The organism is Nocardioides sp. 616, assembly GCF_002930065.1.
GTDB classification, from domain to species: Bacteria; Actinomycetota; Actinomycetes; order Propionibacteriales; family Nocardioidaceae; genus Nocardioides; species Nocardioides houyundeii.
The window spans coordinates 470,477-490,678 of record NZ_POAG01000017.1 but is presented as its reverse complement, the minus strand read 5'-3'; the positions used below and the strand labels follow the sequence as shown (position 1 = coordinate 490,678).

Below are 20,202 nucleotides of genomic sequence, written 5' to 3'. Positions count from 1 at the left end.
GCCCAGGCCCCCGAGCAGGAGCGCGCCTCGGAGGTCCCGGTGTCGGCGCGCTCGATGCGGGCCCGCCTGGCCCGGATCGGCACCCGCACCAGCCAGGCCGGCAACCCGGTGCTGGAGCCGCTGTTCCGTGCGGTGCGCGCCAACCACCCCAAGGCGGACCTGGCGCTGCTGGAGCGGGCCTACCTGGTGGCCGAGCAGAAGCACGGCACCCAGATGCGCAAGAGCGGTGATCCCTACATCACCCACCCGCTGGCGGTCGCCACGATCCTGGCCGACATCGGCATGACCGAGCCGACCCTGGTCGCGGCCCTGCTGCACGACACGGTCGAGGACACGCCGTACACGCTGGACGAGCTGCGCGCGGAGTTCGGTGACGAGGTCGCGGTGCTCGTCGACGGGGTCACCAAGCTCGACAAGGTCAAGTACGGCGACGCCGCGCAGGCCGAGACGATCCGCAAGATGATCGTGGCGATGGCCCGCGACATCCGCGTGCTGGTCATCAAGCTCGCCGACCGGTTGCACAACATGCGCACGCTGCGCTACGTCCCGCAGGCCAGCCAGGAGCGGACCGCCCGCGAGACCCTGGACATCTACGCGCCGCTGGCCCACCGGCTGGGCATGAACACCCTCAAGTGGGAGCTTGAGGACCTGGCGTTCGCCACCCTGCACCCCAAGATCTACGACGAGATCGTGCGGATGGTCGCCGAGCGGGCGCCGTCCCGCGACCAGTTCCTGGCCCAGGTCATCGACCAGGTCAAGGACGACCTGAAGGACTCGCGGATCAAGGCCAAGGTCAGCGGCCGGCCCAAGCACTACTACTCGATCTACCAGAAGATGATCGTGGGTGGCCGGGAGTTCTCCGACATCTACGACCTGGTGGGCATCCGCGTCCTGGTCGAGGAGGACCGCGAGTGCTACTCCGTCCTCGGGGTGCTGCACTCGCGCTGGAACCCGGTCCTGGGGCGGTTCAAGGACTACGTGGCGATGCCGAAGTTCAACATGTACCAGTCGCTGCACACCACGGTGATCGGCCCGGCCGGCAAGCCGGTGGAGGTGCAGATCCGCACCTTCGCGATGCACCGGCGCGCGGAGTACGGCGTCGCGGCCCACTGGAAGTACAAGGAGGACACCCGCAACGGGGTGGACACCGACCGCGCCGGCGACATGGACGACATGGCCTGGCTGCGTCAGCTCATGGACTGGCAGAGCGACGTCGAGGATCCGGGCGAGTTCCTGGAGTCGCTGCGCTTCGAGATGAACCGCGCGGAGGTCTACGTCTTCACCCCGCGCGGGGACGTGATCGCCCTGCCCGCGGCGGCCACCCCGGTCGACTTCGCCTACGCGGTGCACACCGAGGTCGGCCACCGCACGATCGGGGCCCGGGTCAACGGACGCCTGGTGCCGCTGGAGTCCCCGTTGGACAACGGCGACGTGGTCGAGGTCTTCACCTCCAAGGCCGCCACCGCCGGACCGTCGCTGGACTGGCTCAACTTCGTCAAGTCGCCGCGGGCCCGCTCCAAGATCCGGCAGTGGTTCACCAAGGAGCGGCGCGAGGAGGCCATCGAGCGGGGCAAGGACCAGATCGCCCGCCTGATGCGCAAGGAGGGCCTGCCGCTCAAGAGGCTGCTCTCGCACGAGTCCCTGACCCTGGCCGCTGTCCACTACCGGCTCCAGGACGTCTCCGCGCTGTACGCCGCCGTGGGGGAGGGCAACCTCTCCGCGCAGGCCGTCGTACGCAAGGTGATCGACCTGCACGGGGGCGACGACGGAGCGGCCGAGGACCTCGCCGAGGGCGTCACGATCACCGGGCGCAGGGGCCGGGGCAAGACGCCCACGGCCGGTGACAGCGGGGTGGTCGTGGAGGGCAGCGGCGACGTGCTGGTCAAGCTCGCCAAGTGCTGCACGCCGGTGCCGCCGGACCCGATCCTGGGCTTCGTGACCAAGGGCGGGGGAGTCTCGGTCCACCGCCGCGACTGCACCAACGCGACCAGCCTGCAGAGCCAGGCCGAGCGCCTGGTCGGGGTGGAGTGGGCGCCGACGGGCCAGTCCACGTTCCTGGTCAACATCCAGGTCGAGGCGCTGGACCGGGCGCGCCTGCTCTCCGACATCACGATGGCTCTGTCGGACACGCACGTGAACATCCTCAGCGCCACCCTGCAGACCACTCGGGACCGGGTCTCCAAGAGCCGGTTCACCTTCGAGATGGCCGATTCCACGCACCTGGACAGCGTGCTGCGCGCGGTCCGAGGCGTGCCGGGCGTCTTCGACGCCTACCGGGTCACCCAGTAGGGACCCGGCAGGCGTCGCAGGTCACGGCGCGCTGAGAGGCCTCAGCCGGAGAACTCCTCGGCGGCCTTCCGAGCCATCTCCAGGAAGGCGCGACGACCCTCGAGGTTCTCCTCCAGGTCGCGAACAGCCTTGTCGTCGCCAGCGCTGCGGGCTTTCTCCAGCCGGCCCTCGATCTCGGCGATCGCAGCCTCCAGCTTGCCGACGAGGTCGTCGGCCCGCGCGGACTTCTCCGGGTCGCTGCGGCGCCACTGCGCCTCCTCGACGCCACGGATGGCCTGCTCGACGGCCCGCATCCGGCCCTCGAGGTCCTTGATCCGGTCCCGCGGCACCTTGCCGGCGGCGTCCCAACGGTCGGCCAGGTCGCGGAACGTGGCCTTCACCGCGTCCAGGTCGGCCGATTCCAGGTCGGCCACCAGGGCCTCCGCCTCGACCAGCAGTGCTTCCTTGACCTCCGCGTTGGCGGCGAACTCCTGGTCCAGCGCCGCGTTCGCGGAGTCGCGGTTGCCGAAGAACGTGTCCTGGGCGCCCCGGAACCTCTTCCACAGCTTCTCCTCGACCTCGCGAGGCGCGGGACCGGCGGCCTTCCAGTCACGCATCAGGTCCCGGAAACGCCCCGAGGCCGGCCCCCAGTCGGTGGACTCGGCGAGCGCCTCGGCCTCCTTGGCCAGTCGCTCCTTGATGGTCTTGGCGGCGTCGCGCTTCTCGTGCTGCTCGGCGAAGTGGCTCTTGCGGTGACGGGTGTAGGTGGTGCGGGCGGTGGAGAACCTGCGCCACAGGACGTCGTCGGCGCCCTTCTCCAGGCGAGGCAGGGCCTTCCACTCCTCCAGCAGGTCGCGCAGGCGGTTGGCGCCGTTGCGCCAGTCGTTGCCCTCGGCCAGCCGCTCGGCCTCCGCGACGATCTTCTCCTTGCGGTCCTTGGACTCCGCGACGCGCTGGGCCCGCTCCGCCTTGCGGGCCTCGCGCTGGATGGCGATCACCGGTCCGAGGGCGTCCAGCTTGCCCGCCAGGCCGTCCAGGTCACCTACGGCGTTGGCCTCGCTCACCTGCTGCCGCACCGTCTTGACGGCGGCCGCGGCCTCCTCGGGGGAGACCTTGCCGGCGGCGATGCGCTGGGCCAGCAGCCCGACCTCGAACTCCAGCGCGGCGAAGCGCTCGGTGAAGAACGCCAGGGCCTCCTCGGGCGTGCCCGCAGGGTACTGTCCCACCGCCCTCTCGCCGGCCGTGGTCTTCACATAGACGGTGCCGTCCTCGGCCACCCGGCCCCACTCCGACTGCTTCTGCGCGCTCATGGTCGCCCATGCTAGTCAATCGCCGCGCGGGCCTCGGTAGGCTGACTCACCTGCCCGCAAAAACCCAGTCGTGAATCGAGCGTCCATCACCGTGTTCATCGCCGGATTCCCCGCAGGTCCCTGGGGAACCAACTGCTACGTCGTGTCCACCGGTCCGGGCAACGAGTGCCTGGTCATCGACCCGGGCAAGGACTCCGCCGCAGGCGTGGATCAGGTGGTGCGGGAGAACAAGCTCAAGCCGGTCGCGGTGCTGGTCACCCACGGGCACATCGACCACATGTGGTGCGTGGCCCCGGTCGCCGGCACCTACGACGCGACCGCCTGGGTGCATCCCAGCGACCGGCACCTGCTCACCGATCCGATGGCCGGCATGTCGCGCGAGTCGACGCAGATGCTGCTCGGCGGGTCGTACGAGTGGGCCGAGCCCGAGGACGTGCGCGAGCTGAGCGACCTGCAGGAGCTCGAGGTGGCCGGCCTGCGGTTCACCGTCGACCACACGCCGGGCCACACCCAGGGATCGGTCACCTTCCGCACGCCGTACGGCGAGGTGGGGGGCCAGCGCGACATCTCCGAGGTGATGTTCTCCGGGGACCTGCTGTTCGCCGGCTCCATCGGGCGCACCGACCTGCCCGGCGGCGACCACGCCACGATGCTGCGCAGCCTGACCGAGAAGGTGCTCCCGCTCGCCGACGACATCGTGGTCCTGCCCGGTCACGGCGAGCAGACGTCCATCGGCCGCGAGCGCGCGACCAACCCCTACCTGCGCGAGCTGCTCGAGGGCGGCTCCGCAGGCCGAGTGACCCGAGGTCTCTAGCCATGTCCAAGCCACGCCCGCTGAGCGGGTTCCCCGAGCTGCTGCCGGCTCAGCGCAGCGTCGAGGTCGAGGTGGTCTCGACCCTGGCGCGCACCTTCGAGCTGCACGGCTTCGCCGGCATCGAGACGCGTGCCGTCGAGCCGATGGACCAGCTGCTGCGCAAGGGCGACACCTCCAAGGAGGTCTACGTCCTGCGCCGCCTGCAGGAGGACGACGGGGGACGGGACTCCGGCATCGGCCTGCACTTCGACCTCACCGTGCCCTTCGCCCGCTACGTGCTGGAGAACTCCGGCAAGCTCGAGTTCCCGTTCCGGCGCTACCAGATCCAGAAGGTGTGGCGGGGCGAGCGACCCCAGGACGGCCGCTTCCGGGAGTTCACCCAGGCCGACATCGACATCGTGGGCGCCGGCGAGCTGCCGTTCCACCACGACGTCGAGATCACCCGGGTGATGGTGGAGGCGCTGAAGGGGCTCTCGTTCCTGCCCGGCTTCCGCCTCCAGGTCAACAACCGCAAGCTGCTCCAGGGCTTCTACGCCGGACTGGGCGTGAGCGACGTCGACGAGGTGATGCGGCTGGTCGACAAGCTCGACAAGCTGCCCGAGCAGGCCGTGCGGGACCTCCTGGTCACCGAGCACCAGCTGCTGGACGCCGAACGTGCCGACAAGGTGCTCGCCCTGGCCCGGATCTGCACGCCCGACGACTCCTTCGCCGAGCAGGTGCGGGCCCTCGGGGTGGAGCACCCGCTGCTGGAGGAGGGCATCGGCGAGCTCGGTGCCCTGATGCGAGGCTGTGCCGACCTGGTCACCGACTCCGTGCGTCTCGAGGCGGACCTCAAGATCGCTCGGGGCCTGGACTACTACACCGGGACCGTGTTCGAGACCCGCCTGGACGGCTACGAGTCGTTGGGGTCGATCTGCTCCGGCGGACGCTACGACGCCCTCGCCGCCGACGGCCGTACGACGTACCCGGGGGTGGGCATCTCGCTCGGCGTGAGCCGGGTGCTGGTGCCGCTGCTCAACAAGGGCCTGCTCACCGCCGACCGCAGCGTGCCCAGCGCGGTCCTGGTGGCGCTCGTGGACGAGGAGTCCCGCAGCGCCTCCGACGCGGTGGCCACGGCGCTGCGCCGCAGCGGCGTGCCATGCGAGGTCGCCGCCACCGCGAGCAAGTTCGGCAAGCAGATCCGCTACGCCGAGCGCCGCGGCATCCCCTGGGTCTGGTTCCCCGGCGAACCGGAGCACACCGTGAAGGACATCCGCACCGGCGACCAGCACACCGCCGACCCGAACACCTGGACGCCGCCCGCCGAGGACCTGCGACCGCAGGTCCGCGTCGTCGGCCCCAGCACCCACACAGACACCGCACGCAACCCCAAGGAGACCACCTCGTGATCCGCACCCATGACGCCGGAGCGCTCCGCTCCGAGCACGTCGGCCAGACCGTCACCCTCGCCGGGTGGGTGGCACGCCGTCGCGACCACGGTGGGGTGGCCTTCCTGGACCTGCGCGACGCCAGCGGCATCGTCCAGGTGGTCATCCGCGACGAGGCCGTGGCCCACAGCCTGCGCAACGAGTTCTGCCTCAAGATCAGCGGTGAGGTCAGCGCGCGCCCCGAGGGCAACACCAACGACGCGATCCCCACCGGCGAGGTCGAGGTCATCGCCTCCGACGTCGAGGTGCTCAGCACCTCCGCGCCCCTGCCGTTCCCCATCGACGACAACGTCGACGTGGGGGAGGAGATCCGGCTCAAGCACCGCTACCTGGACCTGCGCCGCAGCGGTCCGGCCGCGGCCATCCGGCTGCGCAGCCGGATCAACAAGGCCGCCCGCGACGTGCTGGACCGCCGCGACTTCGTCGAGGTCGAGACCCCGACCCTGACCCGGTCCACCCCGGAGGGTGCCCGCGACTTCGTGGTGCCGGCGCGACTGCGTCCCGGCAGCTGGTACGCGCTGCCGCAGAGCCCTCAGCTGTTCAAGCAGCTGCTGATGGTCGGCGGGCTGGAGCGGTACTACCAGATCGCCCGCTGCTACCGGGACGAGGACTTCCGCGCCGACCGGCAGCCCGAGTTCACCCAGCTCGACATCGAGATGAGCTTCGTGGACCAGGAGGACGTCATCTCGCTGATGGAGGACGTGCTCACCGAGATGTGGGCGCTGGTCGGGCACGAGATCCCGCGCCCCATCCCTCGGCTGACCTACGCCGAGGCGATGCGCCGCTTCGGCTCCGACAAGCCGGACCTGCGGATGGGCCTGGAGCTGGTGGAGTGCACCGAGTTCTTCGCCGAGACGCCGTTCCGGGTCTTCCAGGCCCCCTACGTGGGCGCCGTGGTGATGCCCGGCGGCGCCAGCCAGCCGCGCAAGCAGCTCGACGCCTGGCAGGAGTGGGCCAAGCAGCGCGGCGCCAAGGGCCTGGCCTACGTCCTGGTCGGCGAGGACGGCACCCTGGGTGGCCCGGTGGCCAAGAACCTGTCGGCGACCGAGCTGGAGGGCCTGGCCGCCCACGTGGGCGCCAACCCCGGAGACTGCATCTTCTTCGGCGCCGGCGAGGCGAAGTCGAGCCGCGCGCTGCTGGGCGCCGCCCGCCTGGAGATCGGGCGCCGCGGCGGTCTGATCGACGAGTCCGCCTTCGCCTTCACCTGGGTGGTCGACGCGCCGCTGTTCGAGCCGGCCTCCGACGCGGTCGCCAGCGGCGACGTCGCGGTGGGTGCCGGGGCCTGGACCGCGGTGCACCACGCCTTCACCAGCCCGAAGCCGGAGTTCCTCGACTCCTTCGAGGAGGCGCCCGGCGAAGCGCTTGCCTACGCCTACGACATCGTGTGCAACGGCAACGAGCTGGGCGGCGGGTCCATCCGTATCCACCGCGAGGACGTGCAGAAGCGGGTCTTCGCGGTGATGGGCATCGACGAGGCCGAGGCGGAGGAGAAGTTCGGCTTCCTGCTCGAGGCGCTGAAGTACGGCGCCCCGCCGCACGGCGGCATCGCGGTCGGCATGGACCGGATCGCCGCGATCCTCTCGGGCAGCGACTCCATCCGCGACGTGATCGCCTTCCCCAAGTCCGGCGGCGGCTACGACCCGCTGACCGAGGCTCCGGCGCCGATCACCCCCGAGCAGCGCAAGGAGGCCGGGGTCGACGCCAAGCCGGCCGCGAAGCCGACAGCTGAGGACACCGCGGGGGAGCGCTGAGATGGCCCGCCCGTGCGCTGGGCCTAGGCTGGGGCAGTGACTGACGTGGAGGGACTCTTCGACACCCCGAGTCCCTCCGCCGGGTCCCTGGGGGTCAACACCCACTCCTCGGCTCCGCTGGCGGTGCGGATGCGTCCGCGCACCCTGGACGAGCTGGTCGGGCAGCCGCAGCTGCGCGCCGAGGGCTCGCCGCTGCGCCGACTGGTCGAGGGCGACCAGTCGATGTCACTGCTGCTGTGGGGGCCTCCCGGGACGGGCAAGACGACGATCGCCGCCATCGTCAGCAACCAGACAGACCGGCGCTTCGTCGAGGTCTCGGCGGTGTCGGCCGGCGTCAAGGAGGTCCGCGCCGCGATCGACGCGGCGCGCTCGGAGCTCTCCCGCGGCGGGCGCGAGACCGTGCTCTTCGTCGACGAGGTGCACCGGTTCTCCAAGGCCCAGCAGGACGCGCTGCTGCCGGGGGTGGAGAACCGCTGGGTCACCCTGGTCGCCGCCACCACGGAGAACCCTTTCTTCTCCGTCATCTCGCCGCTGCTCTCGCGCAGCCTGCTGCTGCGGCTCACCTCGCTGACCGACGACGACGTCAGCGAGGTGATCACCTCCGGCTTGGAGGACGAGCGCGGCCTCGGGGGGAGGTTCACCCTCGAGGAGGACGCTCGGGACCACCTGGTCCGCCTCGCCGGGGGCGACGCCCGCCGTGCGCTGACCTACCTCGAGGCGGCCGCGGGTGCGGCCACCTCGGTCGGCGGCGACGACGCCCACGTCATCACCCTCTCCCTGGCCGAGACGGCGGTGGACCAGGCGGCCGTGCGCTACGACCGCCAGGGGGACCAGCACTACGACGTGACGAGCGCCTTCATCAAGTCGGTCCGCGGCTCCGACGCCGACGCGGCGTTGCACTACCTGGCCCGAATGGTGGAGGCGGGGGAGGACCCCCGCTTCATCGCCCGCCGCCTGGTGATCCTGGCCAGCGAGGACATCGGCCTGGCCGATCCGACCGCGCTGACCACCGCGGTGGCGGTCGCGCAGGCGGTGCAGCTGATCGGGATGCCCGAGGCCCGGCTCAACCTCGCCCAGGCCACCATCGCGCTGGCGCTCGCCCCCAAGTCCAACGCGGTGATCTCGGCCATCGACCGCGCCAGCGCCGACGTGCGCGCCGGCAAGATCGGCCCGGTACCGCCGCACCTGCGCGACGCCCACTACGGCGGCGCCAAGAAGCTCGGGCACGGCGTCACCTACAAGTACGCCCACGACGAGCCGTTCGGCATCGCCCAGCAGCAGTACGCACCCGACGTGGTCGCGGACGCCGAGTACTACCGGCCCACCGCCCTGGGTGCCGAGGCAACCCTGAAGGAACGCTGGGAGCGGGTGCGGCGGCTCGTCAGGGGCCAGTCGAGGGGCAGGTAGGGTTCCCCTCTGTGAGCGAACAGATGGTCCCTGCGGTGATCGGCGCTGCGGCCTTGGTGGTCTGCGCGCTGGTCGTGACACTGGTGCGCCTGCGGACCAGCACCCGCACGGCGCTCGCTGCCGCGCTCCGCGAGCAGCAGGAGCTGCGCGCCAGGCTGGAGCTGCTGGAGCGCACGGGCCCGGCCGCGCCGGCCGGCGAGCAGCCTCACGAGTTCGTGATCACCGAGGTCGGTGGCACTCCCGGGCCCGCCGAGCCCGCACCCGTCCCGAGCCGGATCGAGGGACGGCTCTTCGCCGACATCGTGCTGCGCGAGGGCGTGGTCAAGGTGGCCTCCCTGGCCCACGGCGTACGCCGGGCGCTGGCACCGGAGCAGCGCAACCGGATCCGGTTCGAGGTGCGCCGCGAGACCCGGCGCGCCGGGCGCCGCCGCAAGGCCGACGTCAAGGAGGCCCTGCGCCAGTACTACGCCCGCGAGCCGGGAGACGTGGCATGAGCCGGAGCCTGTGGTTCGTGGCCGGCGCGGGGGCCGGGGCCTACGCCGTCACCCGGGTCCGTCGCGCTGCCGAGAGCCTGAGCGTCGACGGCCTCCGGGACCGGATGCGCGGGGCGGGAGCCGGCGCCCGGCTGTTCCGCGAGGAGGTCCGTGCCGGGCAGCAGGATCGGGAGACGCAGCTGCGCGAGCGCTTCGGCCTCGTGCCCGACCACACGCCACAGCTCACCGCGTCCGCCCCCGCGACGCCACCCAGCCTGCACCTTCCGACCGACCACACGAAAGACACCGACTGATGGACACCGCCGAGATCCGCCGCCGCTTCCTCGCGCACTTTGAGGCCGGGTCCTCCTACGGCCCGCACACCGCGGTGCCGTCGGCGTCGCTGCTGCTGGACGACCCCAACCTGCTCTTCGTGAACGCCGGCATGGTGCCCTTCAAGCCGTACTTCCTGGGCCAGGAGACGCCGCCGTACGCCCGCGCCACCAGCATCCAGAAGTGCGTGCGCACCCCGGACATCGAGGACGTCGGCAAGACCACCCGGCACGGGACGTTCTTCGAGATGTGCGGCAACTTCTCCTTCGGCGACTACTTCAAGGAGGGCGCCATCTCCCTGGCCTGGGAGCTGGTCACCAAGAGCCAGGCCGACGGCGGCTTCGGGCTCGAGGAGAGCCGCCTGTGGCCCTCGATCCTGCACGGTGACGACGAGGCGCTCGCGTTGTGGATGAAGGTCACGGGGCTGCCCGAGGACCGCATCGTCAAGCTGGGACGCAAGGAGAACTACTGGTCCATGGGCGTCCCCGGTCCCGGTGGTCCGTGCTCGGAGATCCTCTACGACCGCGGCCCGGCCTACGGGCCGGACGGCGAGTTCGGCACCACGACCCGCACCGAGATGCCCACCAAGCTCGAGGACCGCTACCTGGAGATCTGGAACCTGGTCTTCATGCAGGACGAGCTCAGCGCCGTGCGGTCCAAGGAGGACTTCGACGTCTCCGGCAGCCTGCCCAAGCGCAACATCGACACCGGCATGGGCCTGGAGCGCGTCGCCTTCCTGCTCCAGGGCAAGGAGAACATGTACGAGATCGACGTCATGTTCCCGGTGATCCAGCGGGCCGAGGAGCTCACCGGTCGCCGCTACGGGGCGGACCCGGTCGACGACGTGCGGTTCCGCGTGGTGGCCGACCACATCCGCAGCTCGATGATGCTGATCGGTGACGGGGTCACCCCCGGCAACGAGGCCCGGGGCTACGTGCTGCGCCGCCTGCTGCGGCGCGCGGTGCGCTCCATGCGGCTGCTGGGCTACGAGGACCCCGCACTGCCCGAGCTGTTCCCGATCAGCCGGGACAAGATGGGCGAGACCTACGCCGACCTGCACTCGGACTGGCAGCGCATCTCCCGGGTGGCCTTCGCCGAGGAGGAGGCGTTCCGCAAGACCCTCCAGGCAGGCACCCAGATCTTCGACCTGGCCGCGCACGAGGTCAAGGCCAGCGGCGCCGCGGTGCTCCCCGGCGACCAGGCCTTCGCCCTGCACGACACCTACGGGTTCCCGATCGACCTCACCCTGGAGATGGCCGCCGAGCAGGGCCTGGCGGTCGACGAGGTCGGCTTCCGCGGCCTGATGGCCGAGCAGCGGGAGCGGGCCAAGGCCGACGCCCGCGCCAAGAAGGGCCAGCACGCCGACACCTCGGCCTACCGCGCCATCCTCGACGAGCACGGACCCACGCAGTGGCTGGCCTACGAGCGGCTGGAGACCGAGTCCGCCCCGGTCGCCCTGCTGCGCGAGGGACACGCCGTGGACCGGCTCGAGGCCGGCCAGGTGGGAGAGATCGTCCTGGACCGCACCCCGTTCTACGCCGAGTCCGGCGGCCAGGCGGCCGACGCCGGGCGGATCGAGTACGCCGGCGGCGTGCTGGAGGTGCTCGACGTCCAGCGTCCCGTGCGCGGGCTGGTGGTGCACCAGGTGCGGGTGCTCGAGGGTGAGGTGGACGCAGCGACCAAGGTGCTGCACGCCCAGGTGGACCCGCAGTGGCGCCTCGGGGCGCGGCAGGCGCACTCCGGGACCCACGTGGTGCACGCCGCGCTGCGCGAGGTGCTCGGCCCCTCGGCTCTGCAGTCCGGCTCCTACAACCGTCCCGGCTACCTCCGGCTCGACTTCGGCTGGGGCTCGGGGCTCTCGCCCGAGCAGGTGCGCGACATCGAGACCGTCTCCAACCAGGCCCTGCGCCAGGACCTCGCGGTCGCGGCGCAGTACATGACCCTGGCCGAGGCCAAGGAGTGGGGCGCGATCGCGCTCTTCGGCGAGACCTACGACGCCGAGCTGGTCCGCGTCGTGGAGATCGGCGGACCGTGGTCGCGCGAGCTGTGCGGCGGCACCCACGTCGACCACTCCTCCCAGATCGGCACCCTCGTGGTGACCGGGGAGTCCTCGGTCGGGTCGGGCAACCGTCGGATCGAGGCGTTCACCGGGATCGAGGGCTTCGCCTACCTGGCGCGGGAGCGCGACGTGGTGCAGCAGCTCACCGGGGTGCTCAAGACCCAGCCCGACGACCTCGTGTCGCGGGTCCAGGACATGGTGGAGCGGCTTCGCGCCACCGAGAAGGAGCTGGACAAGGTCCGCCTGGGCCAGCTGCTCGCCGGAGGTACGGCGCTCGCAGAGGGCGCCACCGACGTGTCCGGAGTCTCGGTGGTTGCCCAGGCCCTGCCCGGCGCAGGTGCCGGTGACGTCCGCACCCTGGCCACCGACGTGCGCGGCCGGCTCGACCCGGCCCGGGCCGGTGTCGTGGTGCTGATCGGCGTCGACGGCGGCAAGGTCTCGGTCGTGGCGGCGACCAACGAGGCCGCGCGGGCACAGGGCCTCTCGGCCAACGACCTGGTCCGCGCCGTCGGCCCCCTGGTCGGCGGCAAGGGCGGTGGCAAGCCCGACCTCGCCCAGGGCGGCGGCACCGACGCCTCCGGGGTGGACGCGGCCGTCGCCGCAGTCCCGGGCGCCGTGGCCAGCGCCCTGGCTGGCCGCTGACGTGCGGCACGGTGTACGGCTGGGCATCGATCCCGGCGACGCCCGGATCGGGGTCGCGCGCAGCGACCCGTCGGGGTTCCTGGCCACCCCGGTGGAGACCGTTCCCCGAGGGCGCGGCGATGTGCGCAGGATCGCCCGGATCGCGGCCGAGGAAGAGGCCGTCGAGATCGTCGTCGGCCTTCCTCGCTCGCTGTCCGGCGCAGAGGGGCCGGCCGCCGCGAAGGCCCGGGAGTTCGCGGCCGGCCTGGCGCGCAAGGTAGCCCCGGTGGTCGTGAGACTCTGCGACGAGCGCTTGACCACGGTCACGGCAGAGGCGATGCTCCGAGACCGGGGGCGCAAGGGCAGCAATCGACGTGCGGTGGTCGACCAGGCCGCAGCCGTCGTCATCCTGCAACACGCGCTGGACACGGAGCGAAGCTCCGGTGCGGCGCCCGGAGAGATCGTCGAGGTCAACGATGGATGAGAGCCGCGTCCTGCCGGCGTCCGATGAAGCCGAGTACCGCGCGGGCGGCGCCCGCAAGAAGCGCCGCGGTCCGGCCGGGTGCCTCGCCGTGCTCGTCGCCCTGGCGGTGCTGGCGGGCGGGCTGTACCTCGGGGTCACCAAGGGCGTGGACTTCGTCTCCGACCAGTTCGGCTCGGTGGAGGACTACCCCGGCCCCGGGACCGGCACGGTGACCTTCCAGGTCGAGGAGGGTGACACCGTGGCCGCGATGGGCCGGGGCCTGAAGAAGGAGAAGGTCGTCGCCTCGGTCCAGGCGTTCATCGACGCCGCCTCGGCGGACCCGAACTCCAGCAGCATCCAGGCAGGCACCTACGAGCTCGCCAAGGAGATGCGGGCCGTGGACGCGCTCGACATCCTGATGGACCCCTCCAACCAGGTCCGCAACACGGTGACGATCCCAGAGGGCCTGCGAGTGGCCGACATCGTCGCCCTGCTGGGCGAGGAGACGTCCTTCCCGGCCAAGAAGTGGGAGAAGGCCCTGTCGTCGGACCTCGGTCTGCCCGAGTACGCCGGGGGCAACCCGGAGGGCTACCTGTTCCCCGCGACGTACGAGATCGGTCCGAAGGAGCAGCCTGCCGACCTGCTGCGGCGGATGGTGGACCGTTGGCGACAGGCCGCCGACGCGGCGCAGCTGGAGCAGCGTGCCTCCGAGCTGGGGTACACGCCTGCCGAGCTGATGATCATCGCCTCGCTCGTAGAGGCCGAGGGTCGCGGCGACGACATGCCGAAGATCGCCCGGACGATCTACAACCGGCTGGAGAACCCGGAGAACGGCATCACGAACGGCAAGCTCCAGATCGACGCGTCGGTCAACTACGGGCTCGACCAGGAGCTGGGCGTCGGCCTGACCAGCGAGCAGCTCCAGCAGGACACGCCGTACAACACCTACACCCGCGCGGGTCTGCCGCCGACCCCGATCGAGGCGCCGGGTGACGCGGCCATCGCCGCGGCAGCCAACCCGGCCGAGGGGCCCTGGCTCTTCTGGGTCACGGTGAACCTTGAGACCGGCGAGACCAAGTTCACCGACGACTACCAGGAGTTCCTGACCTTCGACCAAGAGCTCTGCGACCGCCACCCGGAGACGTGTTGAGCCTCGGGTGCGGGGAGTCGAGATGACTCCCCGGACCTGCGGCGTGCTCGGTGACCCGATCGAGCACTCGCTCTCCCCGGTGCTGCACCGGGCGGGATACGCCGCGCTCGGTCTGGACTGGACCTACGACGCGCACCGGGTGCCCGCCGGCGGGCTGACCGCGTTCCTCGCGGGGCTGGACCAGACGTGGCGCGGCCTGTCCCTGACCATGCCGCTCAAGCGCGAGGCGATGGCGCTGGTCACTGACGTCACGCCGCACGCCGCGATGAGCGGAGCGGTGAACACGCTGGTGCTCGACGACGGGGTGCGCGGTCACAACACCGACCTTCCGGGCGCGATGGCCGCGATCGGCGAACGCACCGATCGGCCCCCGGATAGCGCGGTGGTGCTCGGGGGCGGAGCCACCGCCACCTCGGTGGGGCTGGCGCTGTGCGAGCTGGGCGTCACCTCGTTCACGCTGCTCGTGCGCTCCGCGGACCGCGCCGAGGAGACTCGAGCCGCCCTGGCAGCCCACCCGTCGCGCCCCGAGGTGCGGATCGAGTCCCTGGCGGAGCCGGCGCTGGGAGCCGCCGACATCGTGGTCTCCACCATCCCGGCCGCGGCTCAGGACGCGGCCCTGGTCTCGGCGCTGGCCGCGGCCCCGTGCCTCTTCGACGTCCTCTACGACCCGTGGCCCACACCGCTGGCGGCCGCGGCCGAGGGCGTGGTCGTCTCCGGGCTCGACCTGCTCGTCCACCAGGCTGCGCTGCAGTTCACCCTGTTCACCGGGCTTCCGGCGCCGCTCGCGGTGATGCGTGCGCCGGGGGAGAGGGCGCTCAGCGAGCGTGGCGCTCGGTGATGGGCTCCGCCGTCCTGGGTGCCCTGGTGGCCGGCGCAGGTGGCTTGCTGATGCCGTCGCTGGTGCGCCGGGTGCCGGAACCGGCCCCGGACCCGGCCCCAGACCCGGCGCCGCTCGAGGACCCGGCGCCGCTCGAGGACCCGGCGCCGCTCGAGGTCGCGACGACGGTCGAGGTCGCGACGCCGGTCGAGGTCGCGACGCCGGTCGAGGACACGAGGCCGACCGAGGTGGTTGCGACCGCCGATGCGGCTGTGCCGCAGCCGGAGCCGGCGCCGAAGGCGCTCTACGTCGACATCGCTGCCGGCCGGGGGACCCGCGTCGGCGTCCCCGTGGCCTCGGTGGCCGCTGGCGCCCTCGTCGGCGCCGTGCTCGGCTGGGACTGGTCCCTGCTGCTGTGGCTGCCGCTGACACCGGTGCTGATCGCGCTGGCCGTCGTGGACTGGCGCACCCGGCTCCTGCCCACCTGGGTGATCCGTCGTACGTACTGGGTCCTGGTCGTGCTCGCCGTGGCCGCCGGTGTGGTCTCCGGAGACCTGGACGACCTGGTGCGCGCCGGGCTGGGAGGTGTCATCGCCCTCGCCTGCTTCTTCGTGCTGTGGTTCATCCATCCCCGCGGCCTGGGGTTCGGTGACGTACGCCTGTCGGGGATCCTCGGCATCGCCCTGGGCTACCTCGGCTGGGGCGAGCTGCTGGCGGGCCTCTACTCGGCGTTCCTGGTGGGCGGGGTCGGGGGTGCGCTGCTGGCCATGCTGCGCCTGGCGGACCGCAAGGGCGTGCCCTTCGGTCCGTTCCTGGTGATCGGGGCCTTCCTGGGCGTCGTGGTGGGTCCCTGGACCTGGTCCTATCTCGCCGGGGGCGGAGCCTGAGCGAGGCCGCAGAGGCGACGTGAAAGACTGCGCGCATGCTGCGTTGGCTCACCGCGGGCGAGTCCCACGGCCCCTCTCTGGTCGCGATCCTCGAAGGCATGCCCGCACACGTGCGGGTCACCACCGAGGACATCGCCGACTCCCTTGCCCGTCGTCGTCTTGGTTACGGCCGTGGCGCCCGGATGAAGTTCGAGGCCGACGCGGTGCGCGTGCTCGGCGGCGTCCGGCACGGTGAGACCCTCGGCGGCCCGGTGGCTATCGAGGTGGGCAACAGCGAGTGGCCCAAGTGGGAGAAGGTGATGTCCGCGGACCCCGTGGACCCCGCCGAGCTCGACGTGCTCGCGCGCAACGCCGCCCTGACCCGCCCCCGCCCCGGCCACGCCGACCTCGTTGGCATGCAGAAGTACGACTTCGACGAGTCCCGGCCGATCCTGGAGCGCGCCTCGGCGCGCGAGACCGCGGCCCGAGTGGCCCTGGGCCGCGTGGCGATGAACTTCCTGCGCCAGGCCGTCGACGTCGAGATCCTGTCCCACGTCGTCGAGCTCGGCGGGGTGGGCGCCCCAGCCGGGTCGGTCCCGCAGCCGGGAGACCTGGCGCGCCTGGACGAGGACCCGGTCCGCTGCCTGGACCCCGACGCCTCGGTCGCGATGGTCACCGCCATCGACCAGGCGCACAAGGACGGGGACACCCTCGGTGGCGTCGTCGAGGTCGTCGTGCACGGCCTGCCACCGGGCCTGGGGTCGCACGTGCACTGGGACCGGCGCCTGGACGCCCGGCTCGCCGGCGCCCTGATGGGCATCCAGGCCATCAAGGGGGTCGAGGTGGGCGACGGGTTCGATCTCGCCGCCACGCCCGGCTCGCTGGCCCACGACGAGATCGTGCAGACCCCCGACGGGCTGCGCCGCACCTCGGGACGCTCCGGCGGCACCGAGGGGGGCATGTCCACCGGTGAGATCCTCCGGGTGCGTGCCGCCATGAAGCCGATCGCCACCGTGCCCCGGGCCCTGCGCACCGTGGACGTGCGGACCGGTGAGGCCGCCGTGGCGCACCACCAGCGCTCCGACGTGTGCGCGGTGCCGGCCGCCGGCATCGTGGCCGAGGCGATGGTGGCGCTGGTGCTGGCCGACGCGGTGGTGGAGAAGTTCGGCGGGGACTCGGTGCGCGAGACGCGCCGCAACGCCGAGAGCTACCTCGACACGCTGAGGTTCAGATGAGCCAGCCTCCGGCGTCCGGCCCCCGGGTGGTCCTGGTGGGCCCGATGGGGGCGGGCAAGTCGACCGTCGCGGCCCTGCTGGCGCAGGACTGGGGCGTGGAGGTGCGCGACACCGATCGCGACATCGAGGAGGCCCAGGGGCGCAGCATCTCTGACATCTTCGTGGAGTCCGGCGAGGAGCACTTCCGGGCCCTCGAGGTCGCCGCGGTCGCCGACGCGCTCGCCAGCCACACCGGTGTGTTGGCGCTGGGGGGCGGCGCGGTCCTGGACCCGCGGACCCGTGCGGCTCTCGCCGGGCACCGGGTCGCCTACCTGCGGGTGGGGCTGACCGAGACCGTCAAGCGGGTAGGACTCGGCACCGGGCGCCCGCTGCTGCTGGGCAACGTGCGCTCCCGCATCAAGGCTCTCCTGGACGAGCGCACCCCGATCTACGAGTCGGTCGCCACCGTGAGCGTCGACACCGACGACAAGAGCGCCGACGACGTCGCCGCCGAGATCAGAGAGGCCCTGTCGTGACCCCCGCTGACCAGCCCCTGGGAGCCCCTGCCGAGACGGGCGTGGTGCCCGACACGGTCCTGCACGTGGGCGGTGCGTCGCCGTACGACGTGGTGGTCGGACACGGTCTGGCCTCGCGGCTGCCCGGGATCCTCGGCGACTCCGTGCAACGCGTCGCCCTGCTGTACGCCGGCGAGCTCGGCGCCCTCGCCCAGCCCGTGGCCGACGCGCTCGCCCCGCACTACGACGTGCTCGCCCTGGGTCTCCCTGACGGCGAGCAGACCAAGACCGCGGCGGTGGCCGCGGACTGCTGGGAGGCACTCGGCGAGGCCGGGTTCACCCGGTCCGACGCCGTGGTCACCCTCGGTGGCGGAGCGACCACCGACCTGGGCGGGTTCGTGGCCGCCACCTGGCTGCGCGGTGTGCGGGTCGTGCACGTCCCCACCACGGTGCTGGGCATGGTGGACGCGGCCGTGGGCGGGAAGACCGGCATCAACACCGGCGCCGGCAAGAACCTGGTCGGCTCCTTCCACGAGCCCGCCGGGGTGCTGTGCGACCTGGACCTGCTCACCACGCTGCCCCGCGCCGAGCTGGTCTCCGGTCTGGGCGAGGTCGTCAAGTGCGGCTTCATCGCCGACCCCGCGATCCTCGACCTCGTCGAGCGGGTCGACCCCGACGCCCTGACCCCGCACTCGGCGGAGCTGCGTGAGCTGGTCGAGCGGGCCATCGCGGTCAAGATCGGCGTCGTCGTGGGTGACCTCAAGGAGACCGGCGGCTCCGGGGGACACCCCGGCCGCGAGGTGCTCAACTACGGTCACACGCTGGCCCACGCGATCGAGCGGTGCTCGGGCTACACGGTGCGCCACGGCGAGGCTGTCGCCATCGGGTGCGTCTTCGCGGCCGAGCTCTCGCACCTGGCGGGCACCCTGTCGGCCGACGTCGTACGGCGCCACCGCGAGGACTTCTCCCGGGTGGGGCTGCCGGTCTCCTGGGACGGCGCCCCGTTCTCCGAGCTGCGGCAGGCGATGGCGGTGGACAAGAAGGCCCGCGGGTCCCAGCTGCGCTTCCTGGTGCTCGACGACGTGGCGGCCCCGCGCGTCCTCGCCGGACCAGACGAGGCCCAGCTCCGGGCCGCCTTCGACGCGATGCTCCGGGGAGCGCAGGGCCAGCAGTCGTGAGCGCGACGCCGGTGCTGGTGCTCAACGGGCCCAACCTGGGACGCCTCGGGCGTCGCCAGCCCGAGATCTACGGCGACACCACGCACGAGCAGCTGGCCGCGCTCTGCGCCGAGTGGGGACGGGCCCTGGCGCTCGAGGTCGAGGTGCGCCAGACCAACCACGAGGGCGAGCTGCTCGACTGGCTCAACACCGCGGCCGACGAGCGGGTCCCGGTGGTGCTCAACGCCGGTGCCTGGACCCACTACTCCTACGCGCTCTTCGATGCCTGCGCCCAGCTGGAGGCGCCGCTGGTCGAGGTGCACATCTCCGATCCCTCCCAGCGCCCCGAGGTGTTCCGCCACACCTCGCTGGTGGAACCGCACGCGATCGCCTCGGTGGTCGGTCTGGGTGTCGCGGGCTACCGCCGCGCCCTGGAGCTGCTGGCCGAGCACGCCACTTCTGCCACCGGCGGGCACGGACGATAGACTCCCCGGTTGTTCCCCTCCTCGACGACGAAGGCTGACACGCGCGCATGGCAACCACGAATGACCTGAAGAACGGCATGGTTCTCAACATCGACGGGCAGCTCTGGGCCGTGGTGGAGTTCCAGCACGTCAAGCCCGGCAAGGGCCCCGCCTTCGTGCGGACCAAGCTGAAGAACGTCGAGTCGGGCAAGACCGTCGACCGGACCTTCAACGCCGGCACCAAGGTCGAGACCGCCAACGTCGACAAGCGGACCATGCAGTACCTCTACAACGACGGCAGCTCGTACGTGTTCATGGACACCCAGTCCTACGAGCAGCTCGAGGTCTCGCCCGAGGTCGTGGGCGACGCGAAGAACTTCATGCTGGAGAACCAGGACGCCATCGTGGCGACCAACGAGGGCCGGGTGCTCTACATCGAGCTGCCCGCCTCGGTGGAGCTGCTCATCGCCGAGACCGAGCCGGGCCTGCAGGGCGACCGCTCCACCGGTGGCACCAAGCCCGCCACCCTGGAGACCGGGCACACCATCGCCGTGCCTCTGTTCATCACCTCGGGCGAGAAGGTCAAGGTCGACACCCGCGACTCCTCCTACCTCGGCCGCGTCAAGGGCTGACGGCGGAGCAGGACGAGGAGAGCGGCCGTGTCGGCGCGCAGCAAGGCCCGCAAGCGGGCACTGGACATCCTCTACGCCTCCGAGATGCGCTCGGAGAGCCCGGTGGACGCCCTCGACCGGTCCCTCGCCGACGGCGAGGGACCGAGCAACGCCTACACCGGCGAGCTCGTGCGTGGGGTGTGGGAGCACCGGAGCCGCATCGACGAGATCCTGTCCACGTACTCCGAGGGCTGGACGCTGGCCCGAATGCCGGCCGTGGACCGCAACGTGCTGCGACTGGGGCTCTACGAGATGCTCTACGTCTCCGACGTGCCGGACGCCGTCGCGGTGTCTGAGTCGCTGGCGTTGGTCCGCGACCTCTCCACCGATGACTCACCCACGTTCGTCAACGGCGTCCTGGGCAACATCATGCGACACAAGGACACCCTGGACTGACTGCTGGACTGACCCGCCCGTCCCGG

The 20,202-nt window shown here is 71.7% G+C and carries 19 protein-coding genes; 18 read left to right on the top strand and 1 reads right to left on the bottom strand.

The window, feature by feature from the left end; genetic code table 11:
- Positions 1-54 precede the first annotated feature (54 nt).
- Positions 55-2,289, top strand: a complete 2,235-nt coding sequence (locus C5H89_RS08770) for a bifunctional (p)ppGpp synthetase/guanosine-3',5'-bis(diphosphate) 3'-pyrophosphohydrolase (RefSeq protein WP_104106863.1) — start codon at positions 55-57, stop codon at positions 2,287-2,289.
- Positions 2,290-2,330: 41 nt separating this feature from the next.
- Here C5H89_RS08770 and C5H89_RS08765 read toward each other — a convergent pair whose 3' ends face one another.
- A complete protein-coding gene (locus C5H89_RS08765; RefSeq protein WP_104106609.1) occupies positions 2,331-3,578 on the bottom strand; it encodes a DUF349 domain-containing protein in 1,248 nt (415 codons plus the stop codon).
- Positions 3,579-3,669: 91 nt separating this feature from the next.
- On the opposite strand from C5H89_RS08765, the gene C5H89_RS08760 reads away from it, so the two are divergent.
- From C5H89_RS08760 to nusB, 17 genes are read left to right on the top strand one after another with little or no spacing between them, the layout of a single operon-like run.
- Positions 3,670-4,392 carry an MBL fold metallo-hydrolase gene (locus C5H89_RS08760; RefSeq protein ID WP_104106608.1) on the top strand — a complete coding sequence of 241 codons (723 nt, stop codon included), beginning with the start codon at positions 3,670-3,672 and terminating at the stop codon, positions 4,390-4,392.
- A 2-nt stretch (positions 4,393-4,394) separates the two neighbouring features.
- Positions 4,395-5,780 carry a histidine--tRNA ligase gene (hisS, locus tag C5H89_RS08755; protein WP_104106607.1) on the top strand — a complete coding sequence of 462 codons (1,386 nt, stop codon included), beginning with the start codon at positions 4,395-4,397 and terminating at the stop codon, positions 5,778-5,780.
- Complete coding sequence (gene aspS, locus C5H89_RS08750) at positions 5,777-7,570, top strand: aspartate--tRNA ligase (protein ID WP_104106606.1); 1,794 nt, start codon at positions 5,777-5,779, stop codon at positions 7,568-7,570. Before hisS ends, aspS begins: the two co-directional genes overlap by 4 nt.
- Before the next feature lie 45 nt (positions 7,571-7,615).
- Positions 7,616-8,977, top strand: coding sequence for a replication-associated recombination protein A (locus tag C5H89_RS08745; protein ID WP_240181800.1), 1,362 nt, complete (start codon positions 7,616-7,618; stop codon positions 8,975-8,977).
- An 11-nt stretch (positions 8,978-8,988) separates the two neighbouring features.
- Complete coding sequence (locus tag C5H89_RS08740; protein WP_162799291.1) at positions 8,989-9,471, top strand: hypothetical protein; 483 nt, start codon at positions 8,989-8,991, stop codon at positions 9,469-9,471.
- Positions 9,468-9,764 (top strand): DUF6167 family protein, encoded by a 297-nt coding sequence (locus C5H89_RS08735; protein ID WP_104106604.1) that lies wholly within the window; start codon positions 9,468-9,470, stop codon positions 9,762-9,764. Before C5H89_RS08740 ends, C5H89_RS08735 begins: the two co-directional genes overlap by 4 nt.
- The gene (gene alaS / locus C5H89_RS08730; RefSeq protein ID WP_104106603.1) at positions 9,764-12,484 is read left to right on the top strand and encodes an alanine--tRNA ligase; all 2,721 of its coding nucleotides are present in this window, start codon (positions 9,764-9,766) and stop codon (positions 12,482-12,484) included. Before C5H89_RS08735 ends, alaS begins: the two co-directional genes overlap by 1 nt.
- A 1-nt stretch (position 12,485) precedes the next feature.
- Positions 12,486-12,947: a Holliday junction resolvase RuvX gene (gene ruvX, locus C5H89_RS08725; RefSeq protein ID WP_104106602.1), complete on the top strand. Its 462-nt coding sequence runs from the start codon at positions 12,486-12,488 to the stop codon at positions 12,945-12,947.
- Positions 12,940-14,076, top strand: a complete 1,137-nt coding sequence (gene mltG / locus C5H89_RS08720; protein ID WP_104106601.1) for an endolytic transglycosylase MltG — start codon at positions 12,940-12,942, stop codon at positions 14,074-14,076. Before ruvX ends, mltG begins: the two co-directional genes overlap by 8 nt.
- Positions 14,077-14,098: 22 nt before the next feature.
- Positions 14,099-14,914, top strand: coding sequence for a shikimate dehydrogenase (locus C5H89_RS08715; protein WP_104106860.1), 816 nt, complete (start codon positions 14,099-14,101; stop codon positions 14,912-14,914).
- Positions 14,914-15,780: an A24 family peptidase gene (locus tag C5H89_RS08705; protein ID WP_114149417.1), complete on the top strand. Its 867-nt coding sequence runs from the start codon at positions 14,914-14,916 to the stop codon at positions 15,778-15,780. Before C5H89_RS08715 ends, C5H89_RS08705 begins: the two co-directional genes overlap by 1 nt.
- 35 nt (positions 15,781-15,815) lie before the next feature.
- Positions 15,816-16,994: a chorismate synthase gene (gene aroC, locus C5H89_RS08700; protein WP_104106599.1), complete on the top strand. Its 1,179-nt coding sequence runs from the start codon at positions 15,816-15,818 to the stop codon at positions 16,992-16,994.
- Positions 16,991-17,509, top strand: coding sequence for a shikimate kinase (locus tag C5H89_RS08695; protein ID WP_104106598.1), 519 nt, complete (start codon positions 16,991-16,993; stop codon positions 17,507-17,509). The genes aroC and C5H89_RS08695 overlap by 4 nt, the downstream gene beginning before the upstream one ends.
- Positions 17,506-18,666 carry a 3-dehydroquinate synthase gene (gene aroB / locus C5H89_RS08690; protein WP_345840641.1) on the top strand — a complete coding sequence of 387 codons (1,161 nt, stop codon included), beginning with the start codon at positions 17,506-17,508 and terminating at the stop codon, positions 18,664-18,666. The genes C5H89_RS08695 and aroB overlap by 4 nt, the downstream gene beginning before the upstream one ends.
- Entirely contained in the window at positions 18,663-19,130 is a 468-nt protein-coding gene (locus tag C5H89_RS08685; RefSeq protein ID WP_104106597.1) for a type II 3-dehydroquinate dehydratase, read from the top strand. Before aroB ends, C5H89_RS08685 begins: the two co-directional genes overlap by 4 nt.
- A 47-nt stretch (positions 19,131-19,177) precedes the next feature.
- Entirely contained in the window at positions 19,178-19,741 is a 564-nt protein-coding gene (gene efp / locus C5H89_RS08680) for an elongation factor P (RefSeq protein WP_104106596.1), read from the top strand.
- Positions 19,742-19,768: 27 nt separating this feature from the next.
- A complete protein-coding gene (gene nusB, locus C5H89_RS08675) occupies positions 19,769-20,176 on the top strand; it encodes a transcription antitermination factor NusB (protein ID WP_104106595.1) in 408 nt (135 codons plus the stop codon).
- Positions 20,177-20,202: the final 26 nt, after the last annotated feature.

Coding starts and splice junctions, on each gene's coding strand:
- C5H89_RS08770 (WP_104106863.1), top strand. CDS start 55: ATGCGGGCCCGCCTGGCCCGGATCGGCACCCGCACCAGCCAGGCCGGC.
- C5H89_RS08765 (WP_104106609.1), bottom strand. CDS start 3,578: ATGAGCGCGCAGAAGCAGTCGGAGTGGGGCCGGGTGGCCGAGGACGGC.
- hisS (WP_104106607.1), top strand. CDS start 4,395: ATGTCCAAGCCACGCCCGCTGAGCGGGTTCCCCGAGCTGCTGCCGGCT.
- C5H89_RS08735 (WP_104106604.1), top strand. CDS start 9,468: ATGAGCCGGAGCCTGTGGTTCGTGGCCGGCGCGGGGGCCGGGGCCTAC.
- alaS (WP_104106603.1), top strand. CDS start 9,764: ATGGACACCGCCGAGATCCGCCGCCGCTTCCTCGCGCACTTTGAGGCC.
- mltG (WP_104106601.1), top strand. CDS start 12,940: ATGGATGAGAGCCGCGTCCTGCCGGCGTCCGATGAAGCCGAGTACCGC.
- C5H89_RS08715 (WP_104106860.1), top strand. CDS start 14,099: ATGACTCCCCGGACCTGCGGCGTGCTCGGTGACCCGATCGAGCACTCG.
- C5H89_RS08705 (WP_114149417.1), top strand. CDS start 14,914: ATGGGCTCCGCCGTCCTGGGTGCCCTGGTGGCCGGCGCAGGTGGCTTG.
- aroC (WP_104106599.1), top strand. CDS start 15,816: ATGCTGCGTTGGCTCACCGCGGGCGAGTCCCACGGCCCCTCTCTGGTC.
- C5H89_RS08695 (WP_104106598.1), top strand. CDS start 16,991: ATGAGCCAGCCTCCGGCGTCCGGCCCCCGGGTGGTCCTGGTGGGCCCG.
- efp (WP_104106596.1), top strand. CDS start 19,178: ATGGCAACCACGAATGACCTGAAGAACGGCATGGTTCTCAACATCGAC.